The organism is Sulfurovum sp. NBC37-1, assembly GCF_000010345.1.
Classification (GTDB): domain Bacteria; phylum Campylobacterota; class Campylobacteria; order Campylobacterales; family Sulfurovaceae; genus Sulfurovum.
This window is the reverse complement of record NC_009663.1, coordinates 1,062,266-1,076,649: the sequence shown is the minus strand read 5'-3', so window position 1 is coordinate 1,076,649 and position 14,384 is coordinate 1,062,266. Positions and strand designations below refer to the sequence as shown.

Here is a 14,384-nt window from a genome sequence, read left to right as displayed (position 1 = left end):
TGTTATACTTTTTGCAATGATTTAGAGGGGGGGTCTTTATGAAACCAACGTTAAAAGAACTGATCATAGGATCATTCGAATATAATGACTATAATCCGCTCCAGACAAAGATCCTTCTTCTCAATGCAATGTTCTTTATCACCATTATCATCAATATATTGTTTGTCTTCATCAATCTGTTCGGAATACACGAATATACACTTTTTTATGTGAATCTGTTCATGATAACATTCATAGGTTTTGCCCTCTACCTGCTAAGAGAAAAACAAATGCATGTAACTGCAAGCTATATGGGGAATGCAACACTTTTCATTGCCTTTCTTACTCTTGCGTTCATAAAGCACGGTGAGAACTACACACTCATATGGACATATTTCTTTACACCTTTTGCCATTATTACACTTGGTGCGAAGCGTGGTCTGATAGTCTCCTTTACTTTTATTATGGTTCTTTTGGCTCTTACCTACAACGGTATAGGTATATGGGACAACAATGACTGGAATGAGAAAACCTTTTTACGAGTTTCCCTTGCACACTTTGTAATGCTTTATGTCATATATACTATCCAGCACAGTACTGAAAGTGCCAATTCAAAGATTGAAAAACTGAGACAAAAAGAGAAACTGCAGATGAAACTGCTTGAGAAGCTTTCCATCACCGATACACTGACATCACTCTATAACCGACGTTTTTTTGAAGAGATATTTCCAAGACAGATACTTAAGGCTAAAAGCAACAAAGAATTTCTCACTTTCTTCACACTTGATCTTGATTACTTCAAACAGTATAACGATACGTATGGACATCAAAAGGGCGACTGGGCTCTAAAACAGATCGCTGAAACCTTAAAGGAAGTATTTAACAAAAGTGATGACTATATCTTCCGTATGGGTGGAGAGGAATTCGCCGGCATCATTTTGGATGAAGATATTGCGAACATACATGCTCTTATCAATACTGTTATGGAAAAACTTAATGAAAAAGAGATAGAGCATAGCGGTAATCCCGATACAAATATCCTGACATGTTCCATAGGTGTATATATCCAGGCACCTGAAGACGGGCTCAATCACCAGGAGATCTACAGGCTTGCAGACGAAAGCCTTTACAAGGCCAAGAGAAAGGGACGTAACCAGGTTGTTTTTGCATAGTTAATATACCCTACTCCTCTACATCAGCAAGAGTCAGAGCGAACAATACATTGACATCATGTTCTATCAGCACCTTTTGTGCCTCCTGAAGTGTTATTCCCGTAGTAATGATATCATCGACCAATATGACATCAACACCTTTTTTGCCTGTATAGATAAAATCCCTGGGATGATCCAGACGGTATTGCAGTGGCTTCCCTGAATAATTCACCCTGTTCCTTGCCAATAGTGAAGCATGCTGAGGAAGGGCCTGTTTACACTTCATTGTCCTGGTCAGCAGTGCAACGTGCGAATATCCATTCCTGACATACTCGTCGATCCCAACAATATAGACCCTACCCTCGTCATTTTCAACGAACTCTTTTATGAAGGGCTTGAGAAAAAGTTTTCCAAGCTTCTTGAAAACACGGTATCCTTCGGGTTTGTGCTTGGTATGAAGCAGAGGCTCAAGGGTACTGTATCTGAAAAAGCTGATGACATCCAAAGTACCGATTGTTCGGGTCTTTACCGTGGGCATGAACAGAGTCTCTTGACAATGTTCGCAAAGGATATCAAGACTTAGTTTTGAGCAGGAGAAACAGCGCATATACAAGTCATTTTAAATAATATTGGACAAAGCTTCGAGTGCGCCCATAGGCAATTCTACCTGTGCACCGAAACTCTCTCTTGGGTTGATACGTATGAGCGGAACATCGAATCTGTCTGCTATCTGTTCGGAAGTGTTCCTCACGGTGGCGACGGCTGTTCCGGCACCCATTTCGATGATCGCCGGCTTTCCTTCCTCTTCTTCCATCATTTCCATCCATTTGGCCAGACGTTCCCTCTGTCCGTCCGTACGTGCATACTCCCAGCCATAATCACCGAACATCAGGATATTGGGCCGTGCCACAGCGCCACAGAACGGACAGGCCGGCAGAGGATCTTTCGCTCTGAAATCATCCGTGATCTCGATCTGTATATCCTCGGCACTCCATATCATTCCCTGACAATTGTCGAGACATTGCAGATGATGAATGGAGCCGTGACACTCCATAATCCGCTCTTCGGCAAAGCCCGCTTTCTGGAACTGTCCATCGACATTGGAGGTAAAAACAAAACTTCCATATTTTTTAGTATTAGCCAAATAAAGCAATTTTATGAACCCTTCATGCGGCTCGGTCTCACGGTAAAGGTGGAGTCTGTGTCCGTAAAATGCCCAGGCCAGATGAGGATCATTCTCAAACCACTCCGGATTGGCCATCTCTTCAAACCGTAACCCCAGTTCTCTTACCTTTGGATAAGCGTTCCAGAAACCTTCTACACCCCTAAAATCAGGCAGTCCGCTGTCCACACCCATCCCGGCACCCGCCATAATAAAAAGTGCATCGGTTTCATTCAAAACCTTTTGTGCTGATTCAATCTCTTTTTCGTACATCTGGAAATTATAGCATATGATTATCATTTATAAATAGTAATTTAGAATGTTACAGAAAGGCCAGCATGTCGGTGCTGATCTATTCGATCTATTTGTAGTACATTCGGGTATTTACCTGGAGTATGCCAAAGCCTACCTCGAAGAAGAACAGATAGACGTTGTGGATGAGGAATCACTGCCGGGTTAGAGGATATTCCTTAGTACGATGGCATAATGCATCACAAAGAGGTTCAAAAAGAATATCAGCAGACTCGAACCTCTGGAAAGGAACTGCTGGATCGGCGTTCTTTCCCTGCCGTTCGTTTTGTATGCAATGACGAAATGTATCACGGTCGCTACGGTAAGGATCGCAACGAGAATGACCTTCATCTGCAGGGCATTCGATATCGGACTTCCGTTGGGATGCAGCATGATCTCAAAGAGATGGAAGTTGATCCCCATGATGAATCCCGTGCTCAAGAGGAGTATCAGGGCTACCACTTCGAACCATCCAAAGATAGGCCCTACGTGCGGGTAAACTTCCTGCTGCGCCTTTTTGTCCCTGAGTGTGACACCGAGAACGAACATGAATACAGAGCCTCCGATCCAGCTGATCGCCATGATCAGATGGATATGAAATGCCCATTTCGTAATCCACTCCCACATCTTAGCTGTCCAGCTTCAGGACAGCCATAAATGCCTCCTGAGGTACTTGTACCTTACCGATGGCTTTCATACGCTTCTTACCCGCTTTCTGCTTCTCAAGCAGTTTACGTTTACGGGTGATGTCCCCTCCGTAACACTTGGCGGTCACGTTCTTGCCCATGGACTTGACGTTGGAGCGTGCGATGACATTGTTTCCGATACTTGCCTGAATCGCCACTTCAAAAAGCTGTCTCGGGATGAGTTCTTTTAGCTGGCCGACAAAAGCCAGGCCTCTGGTTCGCGCTTTGTCCTCGGGTACGATAATCGAGAGAGAGTCCACCACTTCTCCTGCTACCCTGATATCAAGCTTCACCAAATTTCCCGGCCTGAAACCGATGGGTTCATAGTCAAAACTTGCATAGCCTTTGGTGGTGGATTTGAGTTTGTCATAAAAATCCATTACAATCTCGTTCATGGGGATATCATACTCCATCAATACACGCGTCTCGTTCAGATAATCCATTTTTATCTGTATCCCGCGACGGTCGTTCAGCAGTTTGATGAGATTGCCCACATACTCCTGCGGTGTCAGAATGGTCGCTTTGACATAAGGTTCGTAGATCGTATCGATCTTTTGCGGTTCAGGCAGTTCCGAAGGGTTCTGTATCTCAATCTCTTCACCGTCGGTCTTCTTGACCTTGTAAACGACCGTAGGCGCCGTAGCGATGAGCTCGAGATTGAACTCTCTCTCCAGACGTTCTTTGATCACTTCCATGTGCAGCATACCGAGGAAACCCGTTCTGAAACCGGAACCCAGTGCCATGGAACTTTCCGGCTCAAAGCTCAGTGAAGAGTCATTGAGCTTAAGTTTGTTAAGTGCATCACGAAGATCTTCGAACTTGTCCGTTTCTATCGGGTAGATACCTGCAAAGACAAAGGGTTTGGCAGGTTCAAAACCACCGATAGCCTCTGCCGTAGGGTTCTTGGCATCCGTAACCGTATCACCCACCTGAAGTGCTTCGACCGTTTTGAGTCCTGTCACGACGAGCCCCACCTCTCCGGTGGAGATCTCGTTGGTCTTGACAGGTTTGATCGGGTTGGGATACATTAGGTCAAGTACCTGATGCTCCTCTTTTGTTCCCATGATCTTTATTTTCTGTCCCTTCTCTATTTTCCCTTCAAAGACGCGTACCAGTGCCAGCGCACCCAGGTAGTTGTCAAACCAGCTGTCATAGATGAGTGCTTTTGTCGGCGCATTGATATCACCCTCCGGTGCCGGAATACGCTCGACTATCATATCGATCAGTTCAGGAACACCCTGTCCTGTCTTGGCTGAGACCAGGGCATGCTCCGTTGCATCGATGCCTATGGCCTCTTCAAGCTCGGAGAGTACTCTGTCAGGATCGGCTGCAGGCAGGTCGATCTTGTTCACGACCGGCAAAAGTTCCAGGTCATTCTCTATAGCGATGTAAACATTGGCTATAGTCTGTGCCTCCACCCCCTGTGCCGCATCGACGATGAGCAATGCCCCTTCACACGAAGCCAGAGAACGGCTTACTTCATAAGAGAAGTCAACGTGGCCCGGAGTGTCAATGAGGTTAAGGATGTAGTGCTCACCGTCTTTGATATAGTCCAGACGTACCGACTGTGCCTTGATGGTGATACCACGCTCTTTCTCTATATCCATCGTATCCATTACCTGCGCGGACATCTGTCTGTCAGAGACCGCCCCGCATTCTTGTATGATACGGTCAGCCAGGGTGGATTTACCATGGTCGATGTGAGCGATGATGGAGAAGTTACGGATATTCTCCTGTGGTACTTTTTTTGTCACTTTGTTCCTTATCTGACCAGATAAAAATTCTTTTTCATCCGGTGTTGTAGGGTGTAGTCTCCCGACAACACTCTGTTTAATTTATACATTGCTTTTTGGTGCTGTGAGGGCACAGCACCCTACAGTGTTTAGTTCGTCTCAAAAAGAGAATTAACGCTCTCATTGTTATGCACCCGTCTGATCACCTCTCCGAGCATGGAAGCAGTGGAGAGCATCTTGATCTTTGTACAGTGTCTGGTCATCGGTATAGTATTGGCTACGACAAGCTCATCGAGCTCACCCTTCTCAAGACGGTCGAATGCCGGTCCGGAGAGTACCGGGTGGGTACAACAGGCCATGACAGAGGTCGCACCAAGATTCTTCAGTGCTGCTGCCGCTTTGACCATGGTCCCTGCCGTATCGACCATATCGTCAATAAGGATCACATCTTTACCCTCCACATCGCCGATGATGTTCATCACTTCGGATTCGTTTGCCTTTTCGCGACGTTTATCGACAATAACCATATCGAGCCCCAGTTTATTTGCAAAATATCTGGCTCTTGCCACACCGCCGATATCTGGAGAAGCAATAATAGGATTCTTGAAATTCTTCGCTTTGATATAATCCATGAATAGTATCGCTCCATAAAGGTTGTCTACCGGAATATCGAAGAAGCCCTGTATCTGTGAAGCATGCAGGTCGACAGTGACCATTCGTGTGATACCCGCTGTCTCCATCAGATTCGCTACCAGTTTGGCAGAGATAGGTACTCTCGGTGCCGCCTTTCTGTCCTGTCTGGCATAACCGTAATACGGAACGACCGCCGTGATGGATTTAGCTGAAGAACGCTTCAATGCATCCGTCATGATAAGCAGTTCCATCAAATTGGCATTGGCCGGTGCGGAGGTCGGCTGTATGATGAATACATCTTTACCGCGAACACTCTCAGCAATCTGAACATTGATCTCACCATCAGAAAAACGGTTGATCTTTGCCTGAGAAAGAGGCATTTCAAGGTAATTGGCTATCTCTTGCGAGAGTTCAGGGTTCGCTGTTCCGGAAAAGATCATATATCCGCTCATTGTGTACCTTTTGTAAATAAATTAGTACGCGTATTTTACACAAAAGTTGATAAAAAGGGGATTTAAAGCTCCCGGATACTACACTAATGCAAATAATTAATATAAGTACGGTTTTAAATGATAAGAAAAGTTTTTAGAAAGAAGAAGAATACGGGCGGAAAGCAAAACAAGATCGATGCCTTTTTGGAAAAATACCATCTTCCCAAAGACTATCTTGGTATCAACCGCCGTTCGGTCACACGCGGTGTAGGTATTGGACTTTTCTGGGGCTTCATTCCCATGCCTATGCAGATGGCTGCCGTACTGGCCACGACACCGTTCATCCGTTTCAACGTACCCATCGCTATCTCCATGGTCTGGCTCAGCAATCCATTTACCATGCCACCGATGTACTACATGGAGTACCTCACGGGAAACTTTTTGCTCGGACGGGAAGGGATACACAACGTCGAACTGACGGTAGAGTGGTTCAAGAACAACCTTGGCGATATCTTCGTGCCCCTCTATGTCGGTACAGCATTCTACTCCATTGTCGTATCGGGTTTGATCTACCTTGGATTGAACTGGCTATGGATACACTCGGTCAGAAAAGAGAAAGCCGAAAAGGATATTGCACGCAAAAAACACAGGGAAGAAAAAAAGCGTAAAAAACAGGAGAAGTCTAAAAACAAACACTTCAGTTTGACCTCATCACAGGAACATGAGCCGCAGATAAAAAAGAAACCGTAGGGTTTGTAATGCCCTGCAGGAATTAGCCTGGGTGCATACACCATCTTAACAGATCACTCCGCCGCCCAGTAGTCTTCTGCCATCATAAAATGCTGCAACCTGCTCTTTTGCCAGTCCAAAAACCGGTTCAGTCAGTACAACGGTGGCTCGTTCTCCCTCTATCTTGATATGACAGGGTACTGCTCTCGTACGGTAACGTACCTTCACTTCACAGTCGAACTCTACAAGGTCTTCAAAAAGGTTGATCTGCTTGACTTCGAAGGCATTCTCTTCGAGTTTTTCACGTGTACCTACCACAATCTGGTTGCTTTCGGGTTTGATATCTATAACGAAGTGCGGATCATGGGCGCCGTTGACAAAAAAGCCCCTTCTTTTACCGATGGTATAGTGCATGTAGCCTTTATGTGTTCCGACGACATTGCCCTGCGTGTCAACTGTTTCTCCGGGCATATCTATATTCATATGCTTTGCCAGTACTTCGTCATAGGAATTTTCCACAAAACAGATCTCACTGCTTTCCGCCTGTGTCGCGAACTCTTTGAGTACGTCAATATTGGCAGCATATGCTTTGACATCATCCTTGATCCATGTACCAAGCGGGAAGAGAAGCCTTGGCAGGACCTCTTTTTTTACTTCCGAAAGAAAATAGCTCTGATCTTTACCTGCATCTTCTGCCGCATAAATATAATTTCCATCACATTGTAAGTAATGTCCCGTTGCAACAAATTCAATACCCAATGTGTCGGCGAACTCTACCATTTTCCCAAATTTGATGGTACGGTTGCACATCACGCATGGGTTGGGTGTCAATCCCTTCTTATAGCTCTCAACAAAATACTCATAGACATTGGCATTGAATGCTTCGCTCAGGTCATGAAAATGCACTTTGATCCTGAGATAGTCGGCAACCTTTTGTACTTTTCCCCAGTTATCTTCATGGTACCCGGGCTTGTCATGCAGTCTCATGTAGACACCCTCGACCTCATAGCCTTCTTTTTGCAGTAGCACGGCTGTCACAGTAGAGTCCACTCCACCGCTCAGTCCTACCAGAACTTTTCCTTTTGTCATATCTTCTTTACCTCTTTTATCTGCACCGCGATCTCATCATCTACCATGACAAGTCTGGCAGTTGCGATCTTTTTTTTCTCAACAAAGAGTGAAATATCATCCAGATCTACTTGGTTGGTTTCCACTTTATGCCCGGCTTCGAGCACCCTGCTTCTTAAAGTAGCCAATGAAATTCCCACTTCTTTATATTTTTTACTATCAACCATATTTACTGTACGCTTTACTAGTTCAACTATCTGAATCGTCATACTTTCGTCATAAGAAGCAAGCACCGCTTTTGCACAGCCATTCTCTTCTGAAACAAGTATCATTTCCATCTGTTGCATTCCAAGAAGAAGCACATCACCCTTGGACAACTTTTTGAGTAGACTCTTCTTGAGCGTGACGGAGGGCAGACACAATTCATACTCTGGATAGACCTGGTGTTTCTGCATCAGTCTTTCCAGACGAAGCGCCTGATTCTCATCCTTCATGCACATCCCCGATGAACTTTTCAAGCAGATACTCCTTGCTTGCCACCAGCAGATCGTCCGGTACTTCCTGTCCAGTCGAGAAGTAGCTCATCGGAAGGTCATAGAGCAGCATGAAATTAAGCAGTGTACCGAAATGTTTCGTCTCATCGAACTTGGATATGATCACGGAGTCCAGGTTCAGAAAAGAAAAGTTCTCATGGATATCTTCCATATCTTCATACTTCACCGTTGCTGCAAGCACCAGTGCCACTTCGATCTTTTTAGGTATCTTTGTATTAACGAACTCGATCGTCTTGACGAATTTCTGTGTATCATAGGGAGACATGCCGGCAGTATCGACCAGGATAATATCATAGGAACTCAGTGCTTCAATCTTTTCTCCAAACGCATCGGCAGAGGCGATGGAGTAATGTTCTATCTGCATGATATCCGCATAATGCGCCAACTGTTCGATGGCACCGACTTTGTAGCTGTCGAGGTTGATAAGCGCCACTTTATAGGGCCGGTCCAGCAGGTAGGCATACCGGGCAGCCAGTTTGGCGATCGTGGTTGTTTTCCCTACGCCTGTCGGCCCAACAAGCATCATGATCTTTGAGTGATCCAGATCTTCTTCTTTGACCTTGAGAGTTTCATCGATCTCTTCAAGCAGATAGGAGACAAGCAGCTGTGCATCATCCATAACCGTTGTACCGATAAGAGGGATAAGTACACCATCAAGCCATTGTTCGGCGATTCCTTTTTTCATGAAAAGTTTTTTAACATCGTCTGCAACCGTACCGAACCTGCCTTTTTGCAACAGCCCATCACGCATCTCTTCAAGCTGTGTCTTGAGTTCACCGATCTCATCCAGAAGTATTTCTTCCTCATTTTCAGGGCCCCTGTAAAGTGCCTGTGCACCGAACGACTTCTCCATAAAAAGTGCTTTGGGTACGGCGATGACTACTTCGGAACGCAGTTCGTCGTCATCGTACTTCACCTGCTTTGCAGAAACGATCTTGATATCGGTACCGTATTTATCCACAGCCTGTTCATACGCACTTTTGGGATCGGCGGCTACAAATGTTTCATTGATCATCATCGATTTACCTTTTCTTTCATCATTGACAGAGGGATCAGCACTGATGCTCTCTGCATCCAAGAAGGATGCGGAAGTGTCAATTCTCTACTCTCCATCCTGATATCCTCATAAAATATCAAGTCTATATCCAGTGTTCTTGGTCCGTCTTTAAATAAACGTTTTCTACCAAACTTCTTTTCTATCCGAAGAACATAACGCAGTAACTGCTTTGGTGTCAGATCGGTCTCTACAAGCAGTGTTGCATTCAGAAAATCATCCTGTTCCAGAAAACCGAATGGCGGATTTTTTAGTATCGGTGAGCTCTCCAGCAAATGAATGAATTCAGAATCTTTCAGGTACCAGAAAAAATGCTCGAAACGGCGGAGTACATCACCTACATTCCCGCCGATCCCCAGAAGCGCTCTATAGCGCATACGGGAATTTCTGTTTGCATTATAGGGAAAATGAGGGGTAAAAATCAATGTCAGGTCTTTGTTCAGTTTTTTTCTTTTTACCATTTATTTCCCAATATAAAAATCAGAGCACCCGCGCTCTGCCGTCCACCATTGCCACCATGTCCTCGATACGAATACCGAACTCTCCGGGGATGTAGATACCCGGCTCTATGGTATAGACCATCCCGTCTTCGATGACGGTGTCCGAGCGGCTGGAAATGTAGGGCATCTCGTGGATATCCAGTCCCACGCCATGTCCTGTCGAGTGAACGTAATACTCTCCAAAACCTGCTTTGGTGATAAGATCACGTGTCAGGGCATCGACCTCTTTGGCTTTCATACCTGAACGGGCTTTGGCTATGGCCCTGTCATGGGCTTTGAGCACAGTATCGTAGGCTTTCTGTATCTTCCTCTTTGAGAAAGTCTGTTCGGTACCAAACTCAAAACCCTTTTTGGCAAAGACAGTACGCGTTCTGTCGGAACAGTAACGCTTGTACTTCAGCCCCGCATCGACCAGAAGAAGATCACCCTTTTTAAGTTTTCTTTTTGTCGGGGTGGCATGCGGTTTGGCAGCATTGCCATTAATGGCAACGATAGGATCGAAACTGAGATCAAACTTTCCGAAACCGCTTAGAACGGATTTGGCCCTGTATGTCAGTTTAAATTCATTTTCACCAAAACCGTTCCGGCTAAACTCTTTGGCAAGCGTAGAGAAAGCTTTTGTACCAAGCTTGGCCGCTTTGGCTATGATCTTCAACTCTGCATCACTTTTTATGATACGTTTTTTATGGGAAAAGTCCGGTACCGCCTTAAAATGTACTTTGGTTTTAGTACTGATGGCTTCAAAGCCGGCAACACTCCACTCTTTTGGATCGAAAATCACCTTTCTGACTTTTGCCTTTTTAAGCAGCTTCAGCGCTCTGCTGTACAGGTCTCCATCTACCACTACATTGGCACCCCTGACATGATCCTGCGCGTCTATTGTATATCGGCTGTCGGTAATGAAGAATGCTTCAGATCCTAGTGAGAGATAGAGTGCATTGTCACAACTGTAACCGCATTCATAATAGATAGCATTTTCATCTTTGAGCATATAATTCATGTTGAGCCTTTTAAAAGAGGAGGAGAACCGTAGGGTGCGATATTTCGCACCGCCTGACTAATACGAGGTATACGTGTCTTCTGCGACAGGCACAGAAAACAGAGAAAATTACTTCTGCTGTGCTGCTGCCTGGGCTTTGGCCTGCTGCTCTCTCATTGCCGCTACTTCAGAAAGGATCTGTGTCATACCGACCATTGCAAGATGGTAACCGAACGGCCCCATACCCACGATCTGTCCTGCACATACCGGTGCGATGAGCGACTTGTGTCTGAACTCTTCTCTCTGATGGATGTTGGAAAGGTGTACTTCCAATGTCGGAAGCTGTACCGCTGCGATCGCATCACGGATAGCGATGGACGTATGCGTATAGGCTGCCGGGTTGATGATGATCCCGTCTGCATCACCGATACACTCCTGAATACGGTCTACGATCTCACCCTCAAGGTTGCTCTGGAAGAATTCGATCTCCAATTTGTTCTGCTCTGCAAAACCTTTCATCTGCTTATGGATATCTTCCAACTTCATCGGACCATAGATATTCTGTTCTCTGATACCGAGCATATTGAGGTTTGGACCCTGGATTACAACTATTTTCATTTTCTGCCTTATTTATTTAATTTGGGTATCATTTTATCAAATTAGAATTAATCCCCGTTTACAATAATACTGCAAATCCCGGGGCCAAAAACAAAAAAAGGATGTATCTTCATGAAGATTATAGTTGCTGACCATATCTATACACCCAACGGCTTCATCGAGAACCAGGCCGTGGCCTTTGACGAACAGATCCGTGGTATTGGCCCTCTTGAGAGTCTTCTGACAATTTACCCGAATGCGGATATCATCAGGACGGCACCCTACTCGGTCATTTATCCCGGTTTCATCAACACCCATGTCCACCTCGAATTCTCCGCCAACAAGACATCTTTGAAATATGGCTCCTTCATGCCGTGGCTCGACTCGGTCATAGAACACAGGGATGACCTCGTCAATGCCTGCGACAATGCTATGATGCAAAAAGAGTGTGACGAGATGCTGCGTTCGGGTATTACGGCATTCGGTGCCATCTCCAGTTTCGGAACGGAACTTGAAGTGTGTGAAAAAGCAGCCCAGCGCGTCGTCTTCTTCAATGAGGTCATTGGTTCCAACGCTGCTACTGCCGATATGCTCTACGGTGATTTTCTTGAACGCGTCAAGGCTTCCCAAAGCTGCGATGAATCTGCCAAGATCACACCAGCTGTGGCCATCCACTCCCCCTACTCTGTTCATCCCATCATTCTTCAGAAAGCCGTGACACTTGCCAAACAGAACAAGATGCCGCTGACCGCACACTTCCTGGAATCACAGGTGGAACGTCAATGGCTGGAAGAGGGAGAAGGAGAGTTCAAAAGCTTCTTTGAAAAATACTTCAGCACTTCCACTCCGGTTACGAACATCCAAGAATTCATGCATGCGTTCGACACCTACCCGACCCATTTTGCCCATGCGGTCCAGGCTACAGAGGAAGAGCTGGAGTATCTTAGTCAAAAAGGCCACTCCATCGCACACTGTCCCCGTTCCAATCGCTATCTTGGCTGCGGAAGACTGCCTATTGAAACACTGCAGAAATATGCGCTTCCCTATAGTGTAGCCACGGATGGTCTGAGCTCCAATGACTCGCTCAGCATCTTTGACGAATTCCGCGCTGCGATTATGCTGCATCATCAGGCACCCATCCATATACTTGCGGAAAGGCTGATCAGGGCCAGTACACAGGATGCCGCCGAGATCCTCGGCCTCAACTGCGGAAAAATAGAAGTGGGAGCCTTGGCCGACCTGGTGGTACTTACCCTTCCGGCCATGCCCCAAAGCAAAGAAGAGGTAGCGCTCTGGAGCATCATTCATACCAAACAGGTCTCACAGGTATACATAGAAGGAGAACAGTATGTTTAAAAAATTCAGCGATTTCATCAAATGGCTTGGCGATCACTTCAAGGGGATGCTGTTCTTGCTCATCCTTCTGATCGTCTTCATGCCCACTTCAGAATCTAAACTGAAACCCGCCAACCTGCAGGAGATCAAGCTCACCGGTCCCATCATGGATGCGGATAAAGTCCTCAAAGAGATAGACAAAGCAAGAAAAGATGACGACATAAAAGGGGTACTTTTCAATGTCAATTCACCCGGAGGCGCTGTTCCACCCTCCATCGAGATCTGCCATGCGATCAAAGAGCTCAAGGAAAAGAAACCTGTTATCGCCTATGCCAGCGGCATCATGGCAAGCGGAAGCTACTATGCCTCCATCTATGCCAACAAGATCATCGCCAATCCCGGTTCGATCGTGGGTTCCATCGGTGTGATCATGGAAGCCCCCAATCTTCATGAACTGATGGAGAAGGTCGGTGTAGGGACACAGATTGTTAAACAGGGGGAGTACAAGGAAGCCGGAACACCGACAAGGGAATGGACACCCAAAGAGAGAGAGGAACTTGAAAGGCTGACCAAGGATACATATGAGCTGTTCGTTTCGGATGTCGCCAAGGCAAGAGGGCTGGATGTGAACAACTCAACAGCCTATGCCGATGCACATATCTTCTCTTCCAAGAGAGCCAAAAAAGCAGGCCTCATCGACGAGATTGCTACAAAGAGAAGTGCCAAAGAACAGATTGCTGCCTTGGCAAAAGTTAAAGAACCAGTCTGGAAAGAGAAAGACAAGTTAGAATCCTTTTTCGAGGACTTAAGTACTAAAAGTATTTTGAAACTTCAAAGTTATTTTTATGGACTTAAAGCGATTCTTTGATTTTTATAGGCAAGACTTTTTTTAAAAAACTTCATTGTTCTTCAAGGTCTCTTCAAATAGAAAATATTTGATTCCTCCGAAAAAGAATACCGACAAAATGAAGTTTATGAAGATGTATTATATGGTTTTCACTGTGTCTATGGACTTTTGTGATGGGTTTCCCTGTATGCATATTAACTCCCCCCTGCTGAAACTGTTACCTAAATAGTTCATCACGTGTTTTAAGAGATTCTCTCAGGTCGTTCAAAAAACATTTCTTTCCGATATAGCCAACATTTTCATATACATTTTTTTGAGAATTCTGGTCTATATAGAAAATTGAAGGGAAAAAGTCTTCTTTGAAAACATTTGGATAGGCATCATCTTTGTCAACAATTAGTGTCACATAATTTTTGAGCGCCTCTTTCACCTCAGGTTCGACAAGGGTTCCGTATACCATTTTGTCGCACCATCTGCATCCTTTTTTCACGATCACCATCACCAGCATTTTCTTTTCAGATCTGGCTTTTTTGAGTGCCGTGGCAAAGTTACTCTCTACGTCCAATTTTTCGGCTGCTTCTTTTGCATCTGTTGCGAACAGTGTACCTATAAACAGTATGGATATCAAAAACAGTTTCAAGAGATCTCCTTGTGG

17 protein-coding genes are annotated in these 14,384 nt (G+C 45.3%); 5 read left to right on the top strand and 12 right to left on the bottom strand.

The genetic code is table 11. The features are described 5' to 3' along the window. The first annotated feature begins 38 nt into the window (after nucleotides 1-38). A complete protein-coding gene (locus SUN_RS13005; protein WP_011980740.1) occupies nucleotides 39-1,151 on the top strand; it encodes a GGDEF domain-containing protein in 1,113 nt (370 codons plus the stop codon). Between the two features lie 10 nt (nucleotides 1,152-1,161). On the opposite strand, the gene SUN_RS05425 is transcribed toward SUN_RS13005, so the two are convergent. Both SUN_RS05425 and SUN_RS05420 read right to left on the bottom strand, forming a co-directional pair. Next, nucleotides 1,162-1,668, bottom strand: coding sequence for a ComF family protein (locus tag SUN_RS05425; RefSeq protein WP_232501356.1), 507 nt, complete (start codon nucleotides 1,666-1,668; stop codon nucleotides 1,162-1,164). An 81-nt stretch (nucleotides 1,669-1,749) separates the two neighbouring features. After that, nucleotides 1,750-2,565, bottom strand: a complete 816-nt coding sequence (locus tag SUN_RS05420) for an SIR2 family NAD-dependent protein deacylase (RefSeq protein ID WP_011980738.1) — start codon at nucleotides 2,563-2,565, stop codon at nucleotides 1,750-1,752. A gap of 46 nt (nucleotides 2,566-2,611) precedes the next feature. Between SUN_RS05420 and SUN_RS13575 the strand changes: the two genes are divergently transcribed. Continuing rightward, nucleotides 2,612-2,752 (top strand): hypothetical protein, encoded by a 141-nt coding sequence (locus SUN_RS13575; RefSeq protein WP_158298179.1) that lies wholly within the window; start codon nucleotides 2,612-2,614, stop codon nucleotides 2,750-2,752. Here the strand turns inward: SUN_RS13575 and SUN_RS05415 are convergent. The 3 genes from SUN_RS05415 to SUN_RS05405 form a co-directional block, all read right to left on the bottom strand. Continuing rightward, the gene (locus SUN_RS05415; RefSeq protein ID WP_011980737.1) at nucleotides 2,749-3,210 is read right to left on the bottom strand and encodes a hypothetical protein; all 462 of its coding nucleotides are present in this window, start codon (nucleotides 3,208-3,210) and stop codon (nucleotides 2,749-2,751) included. The two genes, SUN_RS13575 and SUN_RS05415, sit on opposite strands and share 4 nt — an antisense overlap. 1 nt (nucleotide 3,211) lies before the next feature. Beyond that, on the bottom strand, nucleotides 3,212-5,023 hold the full coding sequence (lepA, locus tag SUN_RS05410) for a translation elongation factor 4 (protein WP_011980736.1): 1,812 nt from the start codon (nucleotides 5,021-5,023) through the stop codon (nucleotides 3,212-3,214). A 128-nt stretch (nucleotides 5,024-5,151) separates the two neighbouring features. Beyond that, on the bottom strand, nucleotides 5,152-6,087 hold the full coding sequence (locus SUN_RS05405) for a ribose-phosphate pyrophosphokinase (RefSeq protein WP_011980735.1): 936 nt from the start codon (nucleotides 6,085-6,087) through the stop codon (nucleotides 5,152-5,154). Nucleotides 6,088-6,204: 117 nt separating this feature from the next. Between SUN_RS05405 and SUN_RS05400 the strand changes: the two genes are divergently transcribed. Beyond that, complete coding sequence (locus SUN_RS05400) at nucleotides 6,205-6,816, top strand: DUF2062 domain-containing protein (RefSeq protein ID WP_011980734.1); 612 nt, start codon at nucleotides 6,205-6,207, stop codon at nucleotides 6,814-6,816. Nucleotides 6,817-6,861: 45 nt separating this feature from the next. Here SUN_RS05400 and mnmA read toward each other — a convergent pair whose 3' ends face one another. The 6 genes from mnmA to aroQ all read right to left on the bottom strand — a co-directional run bounded on the left by mnmA (nucleotide 6,862) and on the right by aroQ (nucleotide 11,568). Then, on the bottom strand, nucleotides 6,862-7,884 hold the full coding sequence (mnmA, locus tag SUN_RS05395) for a tRNA 2-thiouridine(34) synthase MnmA (RefSeq protein WP_011980733.1): 1,023 nt from the start codon (nucleotides 7,882-7,884) through the stop codon (nucleotides 6,862-6,864). Continuing rightward, a complete protein-coding gene (locus tag SUN_RS05390) occupies nucleotides 7,881-8,381 on the bottom strand; it encodes a FliM/FliN family flagellar motor switch protein (RefSeq protein ID WP_148154662.1) in 501 nt (166 codons plus the stop codon). Before SUN_RS05390 ends, mnmA begins: the two co-directional genes overlap by 4 nt. Then, nucleotides 8,347-9,435 carry a flagellar biosynthesis protein FlhF gene (locus SUN_RS05385; protein ID WP_011980731.1) on the bottom strand — a complete coding sequence of 363 codons (1,089 nt, stop codon included), beginning with the start codon at nucleotides 9,433-9,435 and terminating at the stop codon, nucleotides 8,347-8,349. The genes SUN_RS05390 and SUN_RS05385 overlap by 35 nt, the downstream gene beginning before the upstream one ends. After that, nucleotides 9,432-9,932 (bottom strand): 2-amino-4-hydroxy-6-hydroxymethyldihydropteridine diphosphokinase, encoded by a 501-nt coding sequence (gene folK, locus SUN_RS05380; RefSeq protein ID WP_011980730.1) that lies wholly within the window; start codon nucleotides 9,930-9,932, stop codon nucleotides 9,432-9,434. The genes SUN_RS05385 and folK overlap by 4 nt, the downstream gene beginning before the upstream one ends. Nucleotides 9,933-9,951: 19 nt before the next feature. Beyond that, nucleotides 9,952-10,971, bottom strand: coding sequence for a M24 family metallopeptidase (locus tag SUN_RS05375; RefSeq protein WP_011980729.1), 1,020 nt, complete (start codon nucleotides 10,969-10,971; stop codon nucleotides 9,952-9,954). Nucleotides 10,972-11,079: 108 nt separating this feature from the next. Next, nucleotides 11,080-11,568, bottom strand: a complete 489-nt coding sequence (aroQ, locus tag SUN_RS05370) for a type II 3-dehydroquinate dehydratase (RefSeq protein ID WP_011980728.1) — start codon at nucleotides 11,566-11,568, stop codon at nucleotides 11,080-11,082. A gap of 111 nt (nucleotides 11,569-11,679) precedes the next feature. On the opposite strand from aroQ, the gene SUN_RS05365 reads away from it, so the two are divergent. After that, nucleotides 11,680-12,903 carry an aminofutalosine deaminase family hydrolase gene (locus tag SUN_RS05365; protein WP_011980727.1) on the top strand — a complete coding sequence of 408 codons (1,224 nt, stop codon included), beginning with the start codon at nucleotides 11,680-11,682 and terminating at the stop codon, nucleotides 12,901-12,903. Further along, a complete protein-coding gene (gene sppA / locus SUN_RS05360) occupies nucleotides 12,896-13,750 on the top strand; it encodes a signal peptide peptidase SppA (protein ID WP_011980726.1) in 855 nt (284 codons plus the stop codon). Before SUN_RS05365 ends, sppA begins: the two co-directional genes overlap by 8 nt. A 196-nt stretch (nucleotides 13,751-13,946) precedes the next feature. Here sppA and SUN_RS05355 read toward each other — a convergent pair whose 3' ends face one another. Next, nucleotides 13,947-14,369 (bottom strand): thioredoxin family protein, encoded by a 423-nt coding sequence (locus SUN_RS05355; protein WP_011980725.1) that lies wholly within the window; start codon nucleotides 14,367-14,369, stop codon nucleotides 13,947-13,949. Between the last annotated feature and the right edge of the window lie 15 nt (nucleotides 14,370-14,384).